The organism is Salinifilum ghardaiensis, from assembly GCF_054491345.1.
In genome coordinates, this window is record NZ_CM137101.1 from 2,411,558 (window position 1) to 2,431,121 (window position 19,564).

A 19,564-nucleotide genomic window follows, 5' to 3' on the forward strand; every position below is an offset into this window, starting at 1 on the left:
AGATTGGAAGTCGTCCATTCTGCACGGAGCGGCCCTCCCTCGTGGAGCCGTTTCCGTGTACAGGGGACGGTCGCTCCGGTGGCGCCCGGCGCGCGGAACCGCAGTTCATCACGCACCGTGTCCGCCGGTGCGGGTTTCGTCCCGCGCTCGTGCTGCCCTAGCATGTGGATGATCATGAGGGGAGTGCAGCGTGGACCAGACCTTCGAGCAGCTCGCAGGCACCGTCGCGGGCGACATGGCCAGTGCGGGGACCTCGGTGGCGTTGTCCGCGGCGGGGTCGCTCGCGCAGTCGGTGTGGCAGAAATTGCGCTCACGCGGGGTGAGCGACGAGGACGTGCTCGCCGACCCGGACGAGTTGGCCCGGCTGCTGGAGGAATACTCACGGGACGATCCCGAGGGGGCGCGTGAGCTGGTCGAGGCGCACATCGCCGCCAACCCGGCGCGGGGGATGACGCTCTCGCGGGACCGCTCGGTCCCGTTCTTCGACCGCGACGGAGTGCGGGGCGCCGTCGCGGAGACGCCGCTGCACGGGGTGCTGGTGTTCTCCGGGCAGCACGGCATCGGCAAGACCAGCCTGGTGCGGCAGCTCGCCGAGGACCTGCACGGCCGGTTCGGCGACGACGCCTACGTCGACTTCGACGAACACCGCGACGGGGACGCCCTCGCCGTCTCGGCGGTGCAGCGCGAGGTGCTCAGCCAGCTCGGCGTGCAGGTGCTCGAAACAGCCCCGGCCGCGCTGGACCAGCAGTACCGCAGGGTGACGGCGCGCCGCTGCCTGCTGCTGGTGTGCGACAACGTGCTCGGCACCGCCGAGCTCGACGCGGTGCTGCCTGCGGACTCCGGACACACCCTGACCCTGGCCGCGACGCGGTTCCTCGCCGAGGAGTTCCGGCTGCGGTATCCCGCGGAGCGGTGTCGGGAGCTCCTCGGGCTGGAGGAGGAGGGCGCCTGGGAGCTGCTGGCCAGCAAGTGCGGCAGGGAGAAGCTCGAGGCCGAGCCGGCGGCGACCGCGCGGCTGCTCGAGGTGACGGACTACGTGCCGTACGCTGTCGAGCGGGTCGGCACCGTCCTGCAGCGGCGCCGGTACGAACGGCAGCCGGTGGCGGAGCTGCTCGAGGAGCTGTCCGGCAGCGGGGTGCGGCGCGGCGCGGAGCTGGTCCGGTTCTGCCTCGACGCGACTTTCGCGGAACTGCCCGAGGATTTCGTGCGGCAGTGCCGGTTGCTGGCCGAGCATCCGGGTTCCGACTTCACCGTCGACAGCGCCGCGCTCTGGCTCGGCGCCCCGGCCAGGCCGGTGCTGGACCTCGCCCAGGACGCCGGGGTCCTCGCCCCCGGCGCGCCGGGCCGCTACCGCCTGCCGTACCTGACGCGCGTCTACCTGCGGCAGCGCGCGGACCTCGAGGTGGACCGCGAAAGCGCCGTGGCCCGCGTGCTCCGGTACTACGTGGACACCGCTGTGGCCGCCGACCACGCGTTGGAGGACGACCAGCGGCAGCGCGCGTACCGGAAGCCGGAGTGCGCGCCGTGGACGGCGAGCCAGGCTGAAGCCGTCGCGTGGTTGGCGGACGAGCGGCACGTGCTGGCCGAACTCGCTGAGCTGGCCCACGAGCGAGGTCTGCACGAGGACGTGTGCCGGATCAGCGGGGCCTTCGAGCTCGTGCTGCTGCGGCGCGGCCACCACCGCACGTGCGAGCGGGTCACCCGTTGCGGTATCGCCAGCGCGGAGGCGCTCGGCGAACCGGCGTGGCAGGCGCGGGGACACGCGATGCTCGGTCGCATCTCCACCCAGCTGCACGACTTCCCGCGGGCCGAGACCGAACTGAACGAAGCCGCGGGGCTGCTCGCGGGCCTGGGCAGAGGTGATGTCGAGGCCTCGGTGCTGGAGTTCCGCGCGCGCCTGTACGAGGAGTGGGCCGAAGCGGCGGGCCACTACGACTACACCCCGGCGCGGGAGGCCTTCTCGGCCGCGGTGGAACTCGACCGGCGTTGCGGTCCGCCACGCGCGCTCGCGCTGCACCTGCGGATGCTGGCCAACGTCGAGGTGAAGAGCGCTCGGCCCGCCGGGGCGCTGCGGCTGCTGGAACAGGCCGAGGCGGCGCACCGCTTGGAACCGCGGAACCTGTCCCGCGTGCACACCGTGCGGGCGAAGGCCCATGTGGTCCAACAGGACCCGGAACGCGCTCAAGCCGCGGTGCACGAGTCCCGCGCCCTGGTGCCGGACGGTGCCGCCACGTAGTACGAAGCGGAGTGGCAGGACATCGAAGCCAGGATCGCGTGCCTGCGGGGGGACTACGCGCGCGCCCGCTCGCTGTGGGGATCCTTGGCGAAGTGGTACCAGCAGGCCGGGCACGGCAAGGCCGAGGTGTACCTCAGGGAGTTGAACCGGTTTCCGCGGGAGCAACCGTGACGTGCAGGACCCGCTCGCCGAGGTGCAGTTCGTCGCGTGCCGGGAGGGTTCCGTCGCGCCGCATCCGCACGTGCACCAGCGAGGCCAGCACCAGCGGGTCCGGAGCAGGGGCCTGCCCGTGCAGTGCCATCGTCACGGTGGGGCCGCCGCGCACCGCCACCAGGCACGTCGTGCCGTCGACGGCGGCAGCGGCCGTGTCGGCGTGCGGCCACCTCGCCAGCGCGGACCGCGCGACGCCGTCGAACTGCTCCGTGCCGCCCGGTTCGAGCCGCAGCAGCAGGACGCTCGCCGACTCCAGGTGCCGCCGGTCGGCGCGGTGGACGTCGGCCACGAGGTGCCGGTGATCGAGGTGCTCGTGCGGGGCCCGTCCCGCGTCGGTCGCGGGATGGCGGGTGAGGGCCGCCCGCGCTGCTGACAGGGTGCCGCCGGCGACGAGCACGGCCGGCGTCGAGTACTCGGGGCCGGGCGGTGGAACAGGGGGAAAGACCGGGTCCGCGGCGGGTTCCGGCAGCTCCAGCGTGCGGTAGAGGGCCTTCCTGATCCGCGGTGCGGACTCCCCGGAGTGCGCAACCGCGCTGCTCGCGATCGCCTCGTGCTCTCCGGGTGCGTGCTCGCGCACCGCCTGGTCGACCTGTTCCCGCAGGGGTGCGTGGAAGTCCAAGGACGGTGTTTTCGCGGCGAGCGCCGCCAGCGGAGTACCGGGCACTGTGGACGCGCTCGGCGTGCCCGCCAGCAGGAGGGGTTTGTCCGCGGCAGCGGCGTACAGCGCCACCGAGCCCTCGTCGGAGATGACGCACGCGGCAGCTGTGACGGCCGCCCGCCAGCCCTCCTGCGGCGGGAGCAACCGCAGGCCGCACGCACGTGCGCGCGCCAGCCACGTGCGGATCTGCCAAGGACTGTGGGCCGACCACACCCCGAGGTGCAGGACGAGCGCCACGCGGTACTCGTCGAGCGGCAACTCCTCCAGCAACCGCTCGGCCAGCCACGGGGCGGTGCCGAACAGGGAATGACTTCCCCACGTGGAGGCCAGGACCACCAGTCGCGCCCCGCTCGCCCCGAGCGCGGAGCGGTATTCCTCGGCGAGGTGCCGGCTCTCCAGCAACCGGTCCACGCAGGGGTCGCCGAGCACCGCGGAGTGCTCGGCCGCCGCTGGGCACGCCGCTGCGAGTTCGCGCCGCTGCTGACCGTGCGACAGGGCGATCAGCGACGGAAGCACCTCTCCCCGGTGCACCAGCCGGTGCGGATTCATTCCCGCTACCGTTTCCGAGCCGGGATAGTATTTCTGGAATCCGAGTCCGTGCGGAAACAGCAGCACCGGCGCTCGCACGTGTTCGATCCGGTCGTTTTCGCTGGCGGTGAGAACGAGGTCGAAGCACTCCTCGAGCACCTGATTCCACGGCAGGAGGTCCACCTCCAGTGATTCCAGCAGTTCGCGGGTCCCGGTGCTGAAGTGCGCGGGGTTGTCCGGGTCGTCGGTGAAGCGCACCTGCACCCGCGTGTCAGCGCGCAGCAACGTCACCACGTCGAGCAGCCGCGTCAACGCCGCGACCGTGCGCGCTACCACCAGCACGGAACGCTGCGCCGGCAGCGTCTGCCACGCTCGGTGCTCGGTGCTCGGTGCTCGGTGCTCGGTGCTCGGTGCTCGGTGCTCGGTGCTCGGTGCTCGGTGCTCGGTGCTCGGTGCTCGGTGCTCATTTCAATCAATGATACGTCACGGGAATTTTCGGATCCAGCGAATTGGTGGCGCATCCGCGGCTTTTCCGCGCGGTGGCGGTTGTGGACTCTCTGCGCATTCGCCGCGGATTCCGTTTCCGGGGTGGCTGACCGTTCTGGGGCGCACGATTTCTTCCGGTGTTCTGGGAACGGCCGCGGTTCCGGAGTGGCGTGTCCGCGCCGCGCCCGCCGGAGCGGTGTCCTCGGTCGCCGTCACGCCGCCGGGGCGAGGTCGCGGGCGATGCCGTCGAGCAGCATCGCCAAGCCGTGCTCGAAATCCCGCGCGCCGAGCTGCAGGTGCGGGTGGGAGTCCGCCAGCACCGCGGACAGCGCGGGGTGCTCGTCGCACTCGCCGTCCGCGGCGGCGAACCCCGCACTGGCCGCTGTGACCGCGGCGCCGAGCGCGTAGGACTCGACGAGGAGCAGGGCGCGTCCCGCGTTGCTCGTGCTCCACCCGTCGTCGAGCAGGATCTGCAGCAGCGCGTCGAGCCCGGCGATCGACCTCGTGCTGCGCAGGGGGCGGCCCATCACCAGGGAGATGGCGTGCGGGTGCCGCTGGAAGGTCCGGTAGTAGGCGCGGGCGAGCTGGTCCAGTTCGCGCCGCCACGAGGTCGTCTCGTGCGGGAGGTCGGCGAGCAGTCCGTCGATGATGCCCTCGGCGACGGCGTCGAGCAGGTCGTCGAGGTCGCGGAAGTGCTTGTACAGCGATGGGCTGCGCACGCCGAGTCGCTGCGCGACGCTGCGCATCGACAGCGCGCCGGAGCCGTGCTCGTCCAGGAGGTGCACGGCTTCGGTGACCGCCGCGGCGCGGGAGATCAACGGCTGGCGGGGCATTCCTGGGCCACCTCGGGAGGGGTGTCGTCGGGACGCGGACGCCGTCGATCCTAGATCCTGTTCCGCTCCCCTCCGTTGCGAGCGTGTGCAGCGCGGAAGCCTCGCGAGGAGGAGATGTGCGGCACCCCTTCCTTTCCGGGAGCCGGGCGTAGTAGCTTGCGCGGCACCGAAAGCTAATCAGATTAGCTTTCGGGGTGCGCCGGGCGCACGGTTCCGCGGCCCGGTGCCCGATCCCACTGCCGCACGCCACCGCACCTGGAGGAACAGTGGGCGCAGAGCACGCGAACACGATCAGGCACGACCCCGAGGCCGCGACGGCGGACCCAGGAGGGCTGCGCGCCGGCGCGGTCGGTCTCCCGGGGGCTCTCGGCGTCACCCTGTCCAACATGGCGCCGGTCAACGGCGTCTTCCTCACCGCACCCGCCATCGCGGCAGCCATGGGCACCCGAGCCCCGTGGGCCTTCCTGCTCGCCACGCTCGGGATGCTGGCCGCGGCGCTGACGGTCGGTTCCTTCGCGCGCCGCATCGTCTCGCCCGGGTCGTTCGTCGCCTACGCCTACCACTCCTTCGAGGCCGTGCACCCCGGACTCGGCCTCCGGGTGTCCAGCGCGACGTTCTACGCCACGCTGGTGTCCGGACCGCTGACCGTCGGCGCCGTGGCCGTGTTCTCCGGGCAGTGGATCACGGCCTCGCTCGGCCTCGGCGGGCTCTGGTGGGTGGCGGCCTCGCTCTGCGTCGTCGCCTTCGCCACCGCCGTCGTGCTGCGCGGCATCGTCACCTCCAGCGCCGTGTCCCTGGCCCTGGCCGCCGTCCAGATCGCCCTGCTGCTCGGATTCGCCCTCGCGCTGCTGGTCGCCTCCGGCGGCAGCGCCGACGTCCCGCTGCGCTCAGCGGGCGGCGACCCCGGCGGACTGGCCGGACTGACCGGGCTGACCTTCCCGCTCGCGGTCGCGGGCATGATCGGGTGGGACAACGCCGCGACGATGTCCGCGGAGCTGCGGCGCCCCCGCCGCGTCGTTCCCGTCACCGTGGTGGCCGCCATCGCGATCGTCGGCGGGACCTACGCACTGTCCACGTGGGCCGGCCTGGCCGCGTACGCGCACTGGCGGGGCGCGGCAGCCGGAGCCGACCGGTTCGGCGACCCGGCCAACACGGCACCGTTCCTCGAGCTCGCGCAGCACTACCTGCCCGCCGCCTACGCCGTTCTCGCCGTGATCGGCGCCGTCAGTTCCGTGGCCTGCCTGATCGCCGCGCTCATCGGCCTGTCCCGCATCTCCTTCGCCGCCGCCCGGGCCGGGATGCTGCCGCGCCTGCTGGGACGGGCCTCCCGGAACGGCGTTCCGGTCGGCTCGACGCTGATGTGGACCGGGCTCATCGTGCTGAGCATCCTGCTACCGCTGCTGCTGACCGAAGCCGGTCCGGCCACCATCTCGGCGTGGGAGGCCGGGATGGGCACCGTGCCGCTGCTGCTGAGCGTGCTGGTCACGCTCGTCGCCCTGCCGCTGTACGTGTGGCGGGCGCCGGGGGAGCGGCTGCGCCCCCTCCCGCACCTGTGCGTGCCGCTGATCGGCATCGGCGTCATCGGCTGGGGCGTCTACGGCAACGTGCGGCCGGACCAGCCCGCACCGGGTGACACGTACTGGGTCTTCACCGCGCTCACCCTGGCCGTCGCCATCGCCGGCGCGCTGCACTTCTCCCGTCGCCCCGGCCGCGACCTCTCCGCCCTCGGGGTCACCTCCGAGGGGAGGGCGGATGCGTCCCCCGACCCGTTCGACCCCGACTCGTCCGGCCCCTGAGCCGTTCGCCGGGCCCTTCCGGGCACCGGCAACGCCCGACCCGACCACCGCAAGCTCGACCACCGCGAGGAGCACCGTGTCCCGCATCAGCGCTGATCTCGCCGTCCTCGGCGCCACCGTGCATACCATGGACCCCGCCAGGCCGACCGCCACCGCGGTCGCCGTGCGCGACGGCGTCATCACCGCCGTCGGCGACGACGCGCAGGTCCGCCAGGTCTGCGACGCCCGCACGGAAGTCATCGACGGCACCGGCACCACCCTCACCCCCGGACTGACCGACGGCCACCTGCACCCGGTGCACGGCGCATCGCTCACCAGCGGGATCGACCTGTCCACCTGCCGCAGCGTCGACGACCTCCGCACCGCGCTCGCCGAAGCGCGGCGCGGCGCCGCTTCCGGGGAGTGGATCCGCGGCTTCGGGCTGGACCCGAACGTCCTGGACGGCCAGCGCCCGCACCACCGGCTGATCGACGACGTGCTGGGCGAGGTGCCCGCGCTGCTCGTCCTCTTCGACGCCCACGCGGCGCTGGCCTCCGGGCGGGCCCTCGAGCTGGCCGGGATCACCGGCCCGGTGGACGTGCCGGGCAACGCCGCGGTGGTCTGCGACTCCGACGGAACCCCCACCGGGGAGCTGCTGGAGCAGCCCGCTGTGGAGCTGGTCGAGCGCGCGGCCCCCGAACGGGGAGTGACCCACACCGCCGATCTGCTCGGGGAGGTGTTCGCCCGCATGAACGCGGTCGGGCTCACCGGCGGGCACGCCATGGACCTCAACGACGGCAGCCTGCCGGTGCTGCGCGCGCTCGAGGAGCGCGGCGCGGTGAGCCTGCGGTTGCGGATGGCGCCCTGGTGCCAGCCCGGTGTCGACGGCGAGGGGCTGCGGGAGCTGATCGCCCTGCAGGGCACCGGTGGCCGGTTGTGGCGGGTCGACGGGGTCAAGCTGTTCATGGACGGCACGATCGACAACGGCACCGCCTGGCTGCACCACCCCGACTGCCACGGGGAGTCCACCGAACCCTTCTGGCTGCCCCCGCAGGAGTACGCCGACGCGGTCCGCGCCCTGGCCGGGGCGGGTGTCCCGACGGCGACGCACGCCATCGGCGACGCCGCCGTGTCCTACGCCCTCGAGTGCCTGGCACCGCACAGCAGTCCCGGCAGCACTGCGGCGCGGCACCGCATCGAGCACATCGAGACCGCGCCGGACGAGCTGATCACCCGGTTCGCGGTCTCCGGGGTGGTGGCCTCCATGCAGCCGAGCCACGTGCAGTACGCGCTCGCCGACCACACCGACAACTGGTCGACCCGGCTCGGCACCGACCGCGCGGAGCGGGCCTGGCGCTGCGCGGATCTGCTCCGCTCCGGAACACCGCTGGTGCTCGGGTCGGACTGGCCCATCGCGCACTACGACCCGCGCGAGGTCCTCGCCGCCGCCCGGCTGCGGCACCTGCCGGGGCAGCCCGACCGCGCTCCCGTGCAGCCGTCGCAGGCCCTGACCCCGCGCGAGGCGCTGGAAGCCATGACCACGGCCCCGGCCCTCGTCGCGGGGGAGCAGCACCGGGCCGGGCGCGTCCGCGAGGGTTTCCGCGCGGACCTGACCGGGTTCGGCGTGGATCCGCTGGTCGTCCCGGCCTCCGAACTGCTCGAGGCGCCCGTGCGCGCGACCGTGGTCGACGGCCGGGTGGCCCACCGGGCGTGACCTCCCCTCGCCGTGCAGCGCAGCGCCGGTGATGGGAGGGGAGTACGGTGATCCGGCGCGAACGTGCCCTTCGAACCCGCGCTGCGGAGGCGGAACATGTCCGAACTGGCTCGCGTGCTCGACGTCGACGATCCGGACCGGCGACGCGGCTACATCGTCGACACCCTCGTCGAGGCCTTCGCGGACCTCATGGAGGCGGCGCCCGCGGCGTTCCGGAACAAGTTCCGCAAGATGGCCGCCTCGCCGTTCACGTTCTACCGGGGGACCACAGCGTTGTTCTTCGCCGACGTGGCCCGGTTGGCCGATCCGTGGGCCGACGAGCGCACCAGCCGCGTGTGGTTGCAGGGGGACCTGCACGCCGAGAACTTCGGAACCTACATGGACGGCGAGGGCAGGCTCATCTTCGACGTCAACGATTTCGACGAGGCCTACCTCGGCCACTTCACCTGGGACCTGCAGCGCTTCGCGGCCAGCATCGCGCTGCTCGGGTGGAGCAAGGCGCTGCCCGACGCGGAGATCGAGCGGTTCGTCCGCACCGCTGCGCACGCGTACATCGACCAGGTGCGCCGGTTCGTCCGCGGCGGCCAGGACGCCGCCTTCTCGCTGAACCTGACCACCACCGACGGCGCGGTCCGCGAGGTCCTGCTGGACGCGCGGCTGCGCAGCAGGGGAGCGCTGCTCGATCGGGAGACCGTCACCGAGGGCTACGACCGGCGCTTCCGCGACGGCGCGGGCGTGCGGCGCCTCGGCGAGCAGGAACGGGAGAGGGTGGTCGCGGCGTTCGAGCGCTACCTGGGCACGATCCCGCAGGACAAGAAGATGCGCGAGGTGGCCTACACGATCAAGGACGTCGTGGGGCGCAGCGGCTTCGGCATCGGCAGCGCCGGGCTGCCCGCCTACAGCTTCCTGGTCGAAGGCGAGAACGAAGCCCTGGAGAACGACATCATCCTGTCGATGAAGCAGGGCAACGTGGCCGCGCCCGCGCGGGTGGTGCGCGACGAGGGCATCCGCAGCTACTTCCGCCACCACGGTCAGCGCACCGCGCTGTCGCAGCGCGCGCTGCAGGCCCACGCGGATCCGATGCTGGGCTACACCGACATCGACGGTGTCGGCTACGTCGTCGACGAGGTCTCGCCGTACGAGTCCGACCTGGACTGGGGCGAGCTCACCGAGCCGGAGGACATCGTGCCCGTGCTGGGCTACCTCGGCCGGGCGGTGGCCAAGATCCACTGCGTCTCGGACTCGGACTCCGACCAGACCCTGGTGCCGTTCCAGACCGAGGACGCCATCGACGCCGTCCTCGAGGGGCGCGAGGAGGAGTTCGCGCAGTGGTTGTGGGAGTTCGCCAGTGCCTACGCCGAGGTGGTCCGCGACGACCACCGCCTGTTCGTCGACGCGTTCCGCAACGGCGAGATCCCCGGGGTGAGCTCCACCCGCGGCTGAGGGCGCCGCGCGGCGGCCTCCCGCGCGCCGGCCCACGCCGCCGCGCGCCCGGGCGCTCCCCGGAGGGCGGAGCCGTCCGGGGAGCGGGCGGACGCGTCAGGTCAGGCTGATCTGGCGGTTGACGTCCTTGTACAGCAGGTAGCGGAACTTGCCGGGACCGCCGGCGTAGCAGGCCTGCGGGCAGAAGGCGCGCAGCCACATGAAGTCACCGGCCTGGACCTCGACCCAGTCGTCGTTGAGCCGGTAGACGGCCTTGCCCTCCAGCACGTAGATGCCGTGCTCCATCACGTGGGTCTCGGCGAACGGGATCACCGCGCCCGGCTCGAACGTGACGATGTTGACGTGCATGTCGTGGGCCATGTCGTCCGGGTCGACGAACCGGGTGGTGGACCACACGCCGTCGCAGTCCGGCATCGGGGTGGGGGCGATGTCCTGCTCCTGCACCGCGAAGGCCTTCGGCGCGTGGCCCTCCAGCGGTTCGTAGGCCTTGCGGACCCAGGTGAACGTGGCGGTCTCGCCGGACTCGTTGGCGACCGACCAGGTGCCGCCGGCCGGCAGGTAGGCGTACCCGCCGGGGGTGAGCACGTGCGTCTCCCCCTCGATGGCGACGTGCAGCGTGCCTGTGAGCAGGAACAGCACCGACTCGACGCCGCTCTCCGGCTCGGGGGTGGAGCTGCCGCCGCCGGGGCTGACCTCGACGATGTACTGCGCGAAGGTGGTGGCGAACCCCGCGATGGGCCGGGCCAGGATCCACGAGCGGGTGCGGTGCCAACCCGGCAGGTTGCTCGTGACGATGTCGCGCAGCACGCCGCGCGGGATGACGGTGTACGCGTCTTTGACGACGGCCCTGTCGGTCAGCAGCGTGCTCTGGTCGGGGAGGCCACCCTCGGGGGCGTAGTACGCCGGCTCGCTCACGTAGCGACTCCTGTCTGCTCGAGGTTGCGACAGCCGCCGCGGCCTGCCGGGCGGGGCCGGAGCGGCGTGTCCTTGAGGCACACCTTAGTGCGCCGAGGGGGAGTTGACTACCTGTATATACATGACTATACATAAACCAGCGTTCTGTTGGACCAACGACCACGACCAGTCGGCACACCGGGAGAAGTCATGGCCGAAGCAGGGATGAGCCCGCACAGCCCCCGATCCGTCCGCGCACCGCGCGGCACTTCGCTCAGCGCCCGCGGCTGGCAGCAGGAAGCCGCGATGCGGATGCTGATGAACAACCTCGATCCGGAGGTCGCCGAGCACCCCGAGGACCTCGTCGTCTACGGCGGAACGGGGCGCGCCGCCCGCGACCAGGGGTCCTACGACGCCCTGGTCCGCACCCTGAGCACCCTCGAATCCGACGAGACGCTGCTGGTGCAGTCCGGCAAGCCCGTCGGCGTGTTCCGCACGCACGAGTGGGCTCCCCGGGTGCTGCTCGCCAACTCCAACCTCGTCGGCGACTGGGCCACGTGGGAGGAGTTCCGCCGCCTCGAGGCCCTGGGCCTGACCATGTACGGCCAGATGACCGCTGGCTCGTGGATCTACATCGGAACGCAGGGCATCTTGCAGGGCACCTACGAGACGTTCGGCGCCGTCGCCCGCAAGCGGTTCGGCGGAAGCCTGCAGGGCACGATCACGCTCACCGCCGGCCTCGGCGGCATGGGCGGGGCCCAGCCGCTGGCGGTCACGATGAACGACGGCGTCGCCGTGTGCGTCGACTGCGACCCCAGCCGCATCGAGCGGCGCATCGCCGACGGCTACCTCGACACCCGCGCCGGCGGCGTGGACGAGGCGATGCGCCTGGCCGTCGAAGCGCGCGACGCCGCGCGCCCGCTGTCCATCGGCCTCGAGGGCAACGCCGCCGAGGTGTTCCCCGAGCTGCTCGCCGCCGGAGCGCCGATCGACGTCGTCACCGACCAGACCTCGGCGCACGACCCCCTGTCCTACCTGCCCGCGGGCACCTCCTTCGCCGACATGAGCGCCGAGGCCGAACGGGACCCCGACGGGTTCACCCGCGCCGCGCGCGAGTCGATGGCCCGCCACGTGGAGGCCATGGTCGGATTCCTCGACGCGGGTGCCGAGGTGTTCGACTACGGCAACTCCATCCGCGACGAAGCCCGCAAGGCCGGTTACGACCGGGCCTTCGACTTCCCCGGCTTCGTGCCGGCGCACATCCGCCCCCTCTTCGAGGAGGGGCTGGGGCCGTTCCGCTGGGCCGCGCTCTCCGGCGACCCCGCCGACATCGCCGCGACCGACCGGGCCATCCTCGACCTCTTCCCGGAGAACAAGCACCTGCGCCGGTGGATCGAGATGGCCGGCGAGCGGGTCGAGTTCCAGGGCCTGCCGGCGCGGATCTGCTGGCTCGGGTACGGCGAACGGCACCTCGCCGGACTGCGGTTCAACGAGATGGTCGCCTCCGGCGAGCTCTCCGCCCCGATCGTGATCGGTCGGGACCACCTCGACTCCGGCTCGGTCGCCTCGCCGTACCGCGAGACCGAGTCCATGCGCGACGGTTCCGACGCCATCGCGGACTGGCCGCTGCTCAACGCGCTGCTCAACACCGCCTCCGGAGCCTCGTGGGTGTCCGTCCACCACGGTGGAGGGGTCGGCATGGGACGGTCCATCCACGCCGGGCAGGTCTGCGTCGCCGACGGGACGGACCTCGCCGCGCAGAAGCTGGCCCGCGTGCTGACCAACGACCCGGGAACCGGTGTCGTGCGGCACGTCGACGCCGGGTACGACCACGCGCGCGACGTCGCCGCCGAGCGGGGCGTGCGCGTTCCGATGCAGGAGGGGTGACGTGACCGCAGAGGAACGCGCGACGACGTCCGCGCAGGAACCCGCCGGAGCGGCGCAGCTGCTCGCGGCCCTCGACGACGTCGGCCGCGACCGCGCGCGCGGCGGCTACTCGCGCCACGTGTTCACCGCCGCGGAAGGCGACATGCGCGCGTGGTTCACCGAGGAGGCCGAGCGGTCCGGGCTCGCCGTCGAATCCGACCGCAACGCGAACCTCTGGGCCTGGTGGGGTGATCCCGGACCGGACGCGGTGGTCACCGGAAGCCACCTCGACTCGGTGCCGGGCGGCGGCGCGTTCGACGGACCGCTCGGCGTGGTCAGCGCGCTCGACGCGGTGCGCAAGCTCCGCCGCAGCGGCCGCACCCCGGCCAGGCCGCTGGCCGTGGTCGCCTTCGCCGAGGAGGAGGGCGGGCGCTTCGGCGTCCCCTGCCTCGGCTCGCGCCTGCTCACCGGTGCCATCGACCCCGACCGCGCCCGCGGCCTGACCGACGGGGACGGCGTGAGCTTCGCCGAGGCGGCCCGGAGGGCGGGCCACGATCCCGAGCGGTTCGGCCCCGACCCGTCCGCGCTGTCGCGCATCGGCCGGTTCGTCGAACTGCACGTCGAGCAGGGCAGGGGGCTGGTCGACCTCGGTGCGCCCGTCGCCGTCGGCAGCACGGTGCTGGAGCACGGTCGCTGGTGCTTCACCGTCTCCGGGCAGGGCAACCACGCCGGAGCGACGGCGCTCGGGGACCGCCGCGACCCGATGGTGCCGTCCGCGGCGATCGTCTCGGCGGCGCGGCGCATCGCCGCGGCGGCCGAGGGATCCCGCCTGACCGTGGGCAAGCTCGTGCCCGAACCCGGCGGTGCCAACGTGATCCCCGCGCGGGTGCGGCTGTGGTTGGACGCGCGGGTGCCCGGCGACGGGGGCACGCGCCCGCTCGTGGCCGAGCTGGCCGAGTTCGCGAGGAGCGCGGCCGCCGAGGAGGGCTGCGAGGTCACCGTCTCCGAGGAGTCCTACTCGGACCGCGTCTCGTTCGACGGCGCGCTGCGCACCGAGCTCTCCGGCGCGCTGGGCGGGGCGGCCGAGCTGCCCACCGGGGCCGGCCACGACGCGGCGATCCTGGCCGCGCACGTGCCGGCCGGGATGCTGTACGTGCGCAACCCCACGGGGATCAGCCACGCGCCGGAGGAGTTCGCCGAACCCGACGACGTCGAAGCCGGAGCGCGGGCCCTCGCCCGGGTGCTGGAGAGGAGTGCTGGACAGTGACCACCTACTGGTGCGAGCACGCGTGGCTGCCGGGCGGACCGGCCTCGGCGGTGCGCCTCGACGTCTCCGAGGGCGTGCTCACCCGCGTCGAGACCGGCGCGCCGCGCAGCGGCACGCAGCTGCCGGGGATGGTGCTGCCCGGCTTCGCCAACACGCACTCGCACGCGTTCCACCGCGCGCTGCGCGGGCGGACCCACCACGACCGCGGGACGTTCTGGACCTGGCGGGAGCGGATGTACGAGCTCGCCGCGCGCCTGGACCCGGACTCCTACTACCGACTGGCCCGGGCCGCCTACGCGGAGATGGTGCTGGCCGGCTACACCGGTGTCGCCGAGTTCCACTACCTGCACCACGCCCCGGGCGGGTCCGCCTACGCCGACCCCAACGCCATGGGCGCCGCACTCGCGGCGGCGGCCCGCGACGCCGGGATCCGGCTGACCCTGCTGGACACCTGCTACCTGCGCGGCGGGTTCGACGCGGACCTCGCCCCGCACCAGCGGCGCTTCGGCGACGGCAGCGCCGAGGCGTGGGCAGACCGGGTCGACCGGTTCCGGCCCGGCGGCGACGTCGTGCTGGGTGCGGCCGTGCACTCGGTGCGCGCGGTCGGGCCCGCGGACCTCGGCGTCGTGACCGAGCGGTCCGGCGACCGGCCGCTGCACGTGCACGTGTCCGAGCAGCGCGCGGAGAACGAGGACTGCCTGCGCCACCACGGCGCGACGCCGACGCAGGTGCTCGCCGAGGCCGGCGTGCTGGGCCCGCGCACCACGGCCGTGCACGCCACGCACCTCACCGGTGCGGACGTCTCCGCGCTCGCGGACAGCGGTACCACGGTGAGCTTGTGCCCCACGACGGAGCGGGACCTCGGCGACGGGATCGGCCCCGCCCGCGACCTGGCCGACGCGGGGGTGCGGCTGGGCGTCGGCAGCGACAGCAACGCCGTCGTGGACGCCTTCGAGGAGGTCCGCGCGGTCGAGCTCGACGAGCGCCTCCGGAGCGAGCGGCGCGGGTGCTTCACCGCCGAGGAGCTCGTCGCCGCGGGCACCGCCCACCACGCGCTCGGTCGCGGGGACGTCGGCGCGATCGCGGAAGGGGCGCGCGCCGACCTGCTCGTCGTGGACCTCGAAACGGAGCGCACGGCCGGTGCTGAACCGAGCGGTGCGCTGTTCGCGGCCACGGCCGCCGACGTCCGCTCGGTGCTGGTCGACGGCCGCTGGGTCGTCCGGGACGGCGTGCACCAGCACGTGCCGGACGCCGCCGGCCTGTTGGGGAAGGAGGTGGCACTGCTGTGCCAGTGAGCACGGTGATCACCGGGATCGGTGAGCTCACGACGAACGATCCGGAGCACGACGGTCGGCGCGAGGCGGCCCTCGTGCTCGACGGCGACCGGGTCGCCTGGGCGGGGCCGGCGGCCTCCGCACCACCGGCCGACGAACAGGTCGACGTCGCCGGCCGCGCGGTGCTGCCCGGGTGGGTGGACAGCCACACGCACCTGGTCTTCGCCGGTGACCGCACGGCCGAGTTCGAAGCGCGGATGTCCGGCGAGCCCTACGCGGCCGGCGGGATCAGCGTGACGACCGAGGCGAGCCGGGCCGCCTCGGACGCGCAGCTCGCCGAGAACTTGCGGCGGCACGTCGACGAGGCCGCCGCCCAGGGGACGACGTGCCTGGAGACGAAGACGGGCTACGGGCTGACCGTGGCCGACGAGGCGCGGATGGCGCGCATCGCCGGTGAGGTGGCCGATGAGGTGACGTTCCTCGGTGCCCACCTCGTCCCGCCCGGTTCGCGGGCGGAGCCCTACGTGGACCTCGTGTGCGGCGAGATGCTCGACGCCGCGGCCCCGCACGTGAGCTGGGTCGACGTGTTCTGCGAGCAGGGCGCCTTCGACGAGCAGCAGTCCGAGCGCGTGCTGCGCTCGGCCGAGCGGCACGGGCTCGGCACCCGGGTGCACGGCAACCAGCTCGGGTACGGCCCCGGGGTCGGGCTCGCGGTGCATACAGGTGCCGCGAGCGTGGACCACTGCACGTACCTGTCCGAGTCCGATGTGGAGGCCCTGGCGGGCTCCGGGACGGTGGCCACCCTGCTGCCGGCGTGCGACCTGTCCACGAAGCACCCGCTCGCACCGGGGCGGCGGCTGCTCGACGCGGGCGCCGCGGTCGCGTTGGCGAGCAACGCGAATCCCGGATCGTCCTACACCACGTCGATGGCCTTCTGCGTGGCCACGGCCGTGCTCCAGATGGGGATGTCGGTGCGGGAGGCCGTGCGGGCGGCCACCGCCGGCGGGGCCCGCGCGCTGCGCCGGGACACCGGTGACGGAGCCGTCGGGACGCTCCGCGCCGGTGCGCGCGCCGACGTGCAGGTCCTCGACGCGCCGTCGATCACGCACCTGGCCTATCGGCCGGGCGTTCCGCTGACCTCGGCGGTGTGGCGCCGCGGACGGCGCGTGCACTGATCCGCAGCACCGGAGCAGAACCGAGAACGCCGTCCGGGAGGACGAAAGAGGTCCGGGCGCTCCCGATCGGGAGCGCCCGGACCTCGCTGTTCGGGGGCGTTCTCAGGCGAGCTCGCCGAGCACGGCTTCCACCTCGGACACGATCGCGCCGGAGCGGCACAGCTCGACCGCCGCCTCGATCTCCGGGGAGAGGTGGCGGTCCGCACCGGGGCCCGCGACGTGCTCGCGGACGCGGTCGCGCACGCGGCCGGTGGCCGGGGAGGGGGTCAGCGGGGCGCGCATGTCCAGCGCCCGCACCCCGGTGAGCAGCTCGATGGCGAGCACCCGGGTGAGCCCGTCGACAGCCCGGCGCAGCTTGCGCGCGGCCGACCAGCCCATCGAGACGTGGTCCTCCTGCATCGCCGAGGACGGGATCGAGTCCACGCTGGACGGTGCGGCCAGCCGCTTGAGCTCGGAGACGATCGCGGCCTGGGTGTACTGGGCGATCATGTGCCCGCTGTCCACACCCGGGTCGTCGGCGAGGAACGGGGTGAGGCCGTGGTTGCGCGCGGGGTCGAGGAACCGGTCGGTGCGCCGCTCGCTGATGCTGGCCAGGTCCGCGGCGGAGATGGCCAGGAAGTCGAGCACGTGGCCCACGGGGGCGCCGTGGAAGTTGCCGTTGGACTCCACGCGGCCGTCCGGCGTCACCACGGGGTTGTCCACGGCGCTCGACAGCTCCACCGCCGCCACGGACTCGGCGTGCGCGAGCGTGTCCCGGACCGCGCCGGCCACCTGCGGCGAGCACCGCAGCGAGTACGCGTCCTGCACGCGGGTGCAGTCGGGCCCCTTGTGGCTGGCGACGATGCCGGAGTCGGCGAGGACGCGCGCCATGTTGGCCGCCGAGGCCGCCTGCCCGGCGTGCGGGCGCAGCTGCTGCAGGTCCGCGGCGAACACGCGGTCCGTGCCGAGGAGGGATTCGACGCTGATCGCGGCGGTGATGTCGGCCAGGGCCACGAGCTTGCGCAGGTCGTGGGCGGCCAGCACGAGCTGGCCGAGCATGCCGTCGGTGCCGTTGATCAGCGCGAGGCCCTCCTTCTCGACGAGCTCGACCGGTTCGATGCCCGCGCTCGCCAGGGCCTCGGCGGCCGGCCGGGTCTCGCCGGCGTTGTCGCGCACGTCGCCCTCGCCCTCGAGGGCGAGGGCGACGTGCGCGAGCGGTGCCAGGTCGCCGGAGCAGCCCAGGCTGCCGTACTCGTGCACGACCGGCGTGATCCCGGCGTTGAGCACGTCGGCGTAGGTCCGCGCCACGGTCGGGCGCACCCCGGTGCGCCCGGTGGCCAGCGTCGACAGCCGCAGCAGCATGAGCGCGCGCACGACCTCGCGCTCCACCTCCGGTCCCGAGCCGGCCGCGTGCGAGCGGATCAGGCTCTTCTGCAGCTGGGCTCGCGATTCCACGGGGATGTGCCGGGTGGCCAGGGCCCCGAAGCCCGTCGACACGCCGTAGACGGGTTTGGCGTCGTGGGCCAGAGTCTGGACGTGCGCGCTGCTGTCCGCGATCGCGTCCAGCGCCGCGGGGGACAGCTGCACCGGGGCGTCGTGGCGGGCGACGCGAACCACGTCGGCGGCGTCCAGCGGGCCGACGTCGACGGTGACCGGCGTGTCCGTCGAGGTGGCGGGGTTGGCGAAGGTGGTCACGAGTTCTCCGTTTCGTTTCGCGTTGTCGAGTGCTGCCGGGAGCCCGGCGGGACCGCGCCTTCCGGCACGCTCTCCACCGGTGCGCTCCCGGACGCGGCTGCGGGTCCGCGTCGGTTCCGGAACCGCAGCAGGTAGGTGGTCGTCAGCAGGACCAGCCAGATCACGCCGGTGGCGAGGGCGACCCGGGTTTCGGCGTTGAACGCCAGTACCACGATGACGCCGGTGATGAAGAGGGTGGTAAGCGCCTGGCCGTAGGGCCAGAAGGGGACGGGGAAGTGCAGCCGGGCGCGGTGCTGGGAGCTCATGCGCCGGCGGGCGGCGAAGTGGGACAGCAGGATCATCAGCCAGACCCAGACGGTGGCGAAGGTCGCCAGGGAGGCGATGATGGTGAACACCCGCTCGGGCATGAGGTAGTTGAGCACGACGCCGACCAGCAGTGCCGCGATCATGATGACGGTGGTCATCCACGGGACGCCGTTGCGGGACAGGCGGCTCATGACAGCGGGGGCCTGGCCGCGGTCGGCCATGCCGTAGAGCATGCGGCCGGCGCCGAAGATGTCGCTGTTGATCGCGGACAGGGCGGCGGTGATGACGACGACGTTGAGCACCGCCGCGGCGGAGTTCAGCCCGAGACCGGTGAAGATCTGCACGAACGGGCTGCCGTCCTCGCCGATGCCGTTCCACGGGGTGATGGTCATGATCACGCCGAGCGCCAGGACGTAGAACAGCAGCACGCGGACCGGCACGGTGTTCACCGCGCGGGGGATCGCCCGCTGCGGGTCGTCGGCCTCGCCGGCCGTGATGCCGATGATCTCGGTGCCGCCGAAGGCGAACATGACCACGGCGAAGCAGGCGATGAACCCTTCGATGCCGGTCGGGAAGAACCCGCCGTGCGCGGTGAGGTTCGCCAGCCCGGGGTCGGTGTGGCCGAACCCGAGTCCGAAGAGGAGCACCACCAGTCCTCCCGCGATCATGGCGATGATCGCGACGACCTTGATCAGCGAGAACCAGAACTCCACTTCGCCGAAGACGCGGACGCTGAGGAGGTTGACGAGCGCGAGCACGGCGAGGGTGGCCAGCACCCAGATCCAGCGCGGCACGTCGGGGAACCAGAAGCCCATGTAGACGGCGAGGGCGGTCACGTCCGCGATGCAGACGATGATCATCTCGAAGGTGTAGGTCCAGCCCGTGACGAAACCGGCCAGGGGGCCGAGGTGGCGCGCGGCGTATTCGCCGAAGGAGCCGGGGACGGGGTCGTCGACCGCCATCTCGCCGAGGGCGCGCAGGACGAAGAACACCGCCAGCCCGCCGATGAGGTAGGCCAGCAGCACCGAGGGGCCGGCCAGGCCGATGGCCTCCGAGGACCCGTAGAACAGGCCGGTTCCGATCGCCGAACCGAGTGCGATGAATCTGATGTGTCGGGCCTTCAGGCCCCGGCTCAGCGCCGGTTTCTCCTTCTTCACAGCGGTCTCCCTGGTGACGACGGCGTTGTCGTGGTTCGGGTGTGCACGTGCGGTTCGATCAACCG

The 19,564-nt window shown here is 72.9% G+C and carries 13 protein-coding genes; 8 read left to right on the plus strand and 5 right to left on the minus strand.

The features are described from left to right. The first annotated feature begins 190 nt into the window (after window positions 1-190). Window positions 191-2,236 carry an NB-ARC domain-containing protein gene (locus tag ACVGV0_RS11060; RefSeq protein WP_459159772.1) on the plus strand — a complete coding sequence of 682 codons (2,046 nt, stop codon included), beginning with the start codon at window positions 191-193 and terminating at the stop codon, window positions 2,234-2,236. A 133-nt stretch (window positions 2,237-2,369) separates the two neighbouring features. On the opposite strand, the gene ACVGV0_RS11065 is transcribed toward ACVGV0_RS11060, so the two are convergent. Next, complete coding sequence (locus tag ACVGV0_RS11065; protein ID WP_459159773.1) at window positions 2,370-3,971, minus strand: hypothetical protein; 1,602 nt, start codon at window positions 3,969-3,971, stop codon at window positions 2,370-2,372. Between the two features lie 362 nt (window positions 3,972-4,333). Further along, entirely contained in the window at window positions 4,334-4,954 is a 621-nt protein-coding gene (locus ACVGV0_RS11070) for a TetR/AcrR family transcriptional regulator (RefSeq protein WP_459159774.1), read from the minus strand. Between the two features lie 266 nt (window positions 4,955-5,220). Here ACVGV0_RS11070 and ACVGV0_RS11075 point away from each other — a divergent pair, with 266 nt between their 5' ends. The 3 genes from ACVGV0_RS11075 (at window position 5,221) to ACVGV0_RS11085 (ending at window position 9,886) form a co-directional block, all read left to right on the plus strand. Then, a complete protein-coding gene (locus ACVGV0_RS11075; RefSeq protein ID WP_459159775.1) occupies window positions 5,221-6,750 on the plus strand; it encodes an APC family permease in 1,530 nt (509 codons plus the stop codon). 76 nt (window positions 6,751-6,826) lie between these two features. After that, entirely contained in the window at window positions 6,827-8,443 is a 1,617-nt protein-coding gene (locus tag ACVGV0_RS11080) for an amidohydrolase (RefSeq protein ID WP_459159776.1), read from the plus strand. Window positions 8,444-8,539: 96 nt separating this feature from the next. Beyond that, window positions 8,540-9,886, plus strand: coding sequence for a DUF2252 domain-containing protein (locus tag ACVGV0_RS11085; protein ID WP_459159777.1), 1,347 nt, complete (start codon window positions 8,540-8,542; stop codon window positions 9,884-9,886). A gap of 96 nt (window positions 9,887-9,982) precedes the next feature. Here ACVGV0_RS11085 and ACVGV0_RS11090 read toward each other — a convergent pair whose 3' ends face one another. Further along, entirely contained in the window at window positions 9,983-10,801 is an 819-nt protein-coding gene (locus ACVGV0_RS11090) for a bifunctional allantoicase/(S)-ureidoglycine aminohydrolase (RefSeq protein WP_459159778.1), read from the minus strand. 189 nt (window positions 10,802-10,990) lie between these two features. On the opposite strand from ACVGV0_RS11090, the gene hutU reads away from it, so the two are divergent. The 4 genes from hutU to hutI are packed head-to-tail and all read left to right on the plus strand — an operon-like array spanning window position 10,991 to window position 16,362. Then, window positions 10,991-12,667 (plus strand): urocanate hydratase, encoded by a 1,677-nt coding sequence (hutU, locus tag ACVGV0_RS11095; protein ID WP_459159779.1) that lies wholly within the window; start codon window positions 10,991-10,993, stop codon window positions 12,665-12,667. Window position 12,668: 1 nt separating this feature from the next. Continuing rightward, the gene (locus ACVGV0_RS11100; RefSeq protein ID WP_459159780.1) at window positions 12,669-13,913 is read left to right on the plus strand and encodes an allantoate amidohydrolase; all 1,245 of its coding nucleotides are present in this window, start codon (window positions 12,669-12,671) and stop codon (window positions 13,911-13,913) included. After that, window positions 13,910-15,208 carry a formimidoylglutamate deiminase gene (locus tag ACVGV0_RS11105; protein ID WP_459159781.1) on the plus strand — a complete coding sequence of 433 codons (1,299 nt, stop codon included), beginning with the start codon at window positions 13,910-13,912 and terminating at the stop codon, window positions 15,206-15,208. Before ACVGV0_RS11100 ends, ACVGV0_RS11105 begins: the two co-directional genes overlap by 4 nt. Continuing rightward, on the plus strand, window positions 15,205-16,362 hold the full coding sequence (gene hutI, locus ACVGV0_RS11110; protein ID WP_459159985.1) for an imidazolonepropionase: 1,158 nt from the start codon (window positions 15,205-15,207) through the stop codon (window positions 16,360-16,362). The genes ACVGV0_RS11105 and hutI overlap by 4 nt, the downstream gene beginning before the upstream one ends. Before the next feature lie 102 nt (window positions 16,363-16,464). Here hutI and hutH read toward each other — a convergent pair whose 3' ends face one another. After that, a complete protein-coding gene (hutH, locus tag ACVGV0_RS11115) occupies window positions 16,465-18,036 on the minus strand; it encodes a histidine ammonia-lyase (protein ID WP_459159782.1) in 1,572 nt (523 codons plus the stop codon). After that, window positions 18,033-19,499, minus strand: coding sequence for an amino acid permease (locus tag ACVGV0_RS11120; RefSeq protein ID WP_459159783.1), 1,467 nt, complete (start codon window positions 19,497-19,499; stop codon window positions 18,033-18,035). The genes hutH and ACVGV0_RS11120 overlap by 4 nt, the downstream gene beginning before the upstream one ends. Between the last annotated feature and the right edge of the window lie 65 nt (window positions 19,500-19,564).

Bases quoted from the DNA above. Each gene is read 5' to 3' on its own strand.
- ACVGV0_RS11070 (WP_459159774.1), bottom strand. From the start codon at position 4,954: ATGCCCCGCCAGCCGTTGATCTCCCGCGCCGCGGCGGTCACCGAAGCC.
- ACVGV0_RS11085 (WP_459159777.1), top strand. From the start codon at position 8,540: ATGTCCGAACTGGCTCGCGTGCTCGACGTCGACGATCCGGACCGGCGA.
- hutU (WP_459159779.1), top strand. From the start codon at position 10,991: ATGGCCGAAGCAGGGATGAGCCCGCACAGCCCCCGATCCGTCCGCGCA.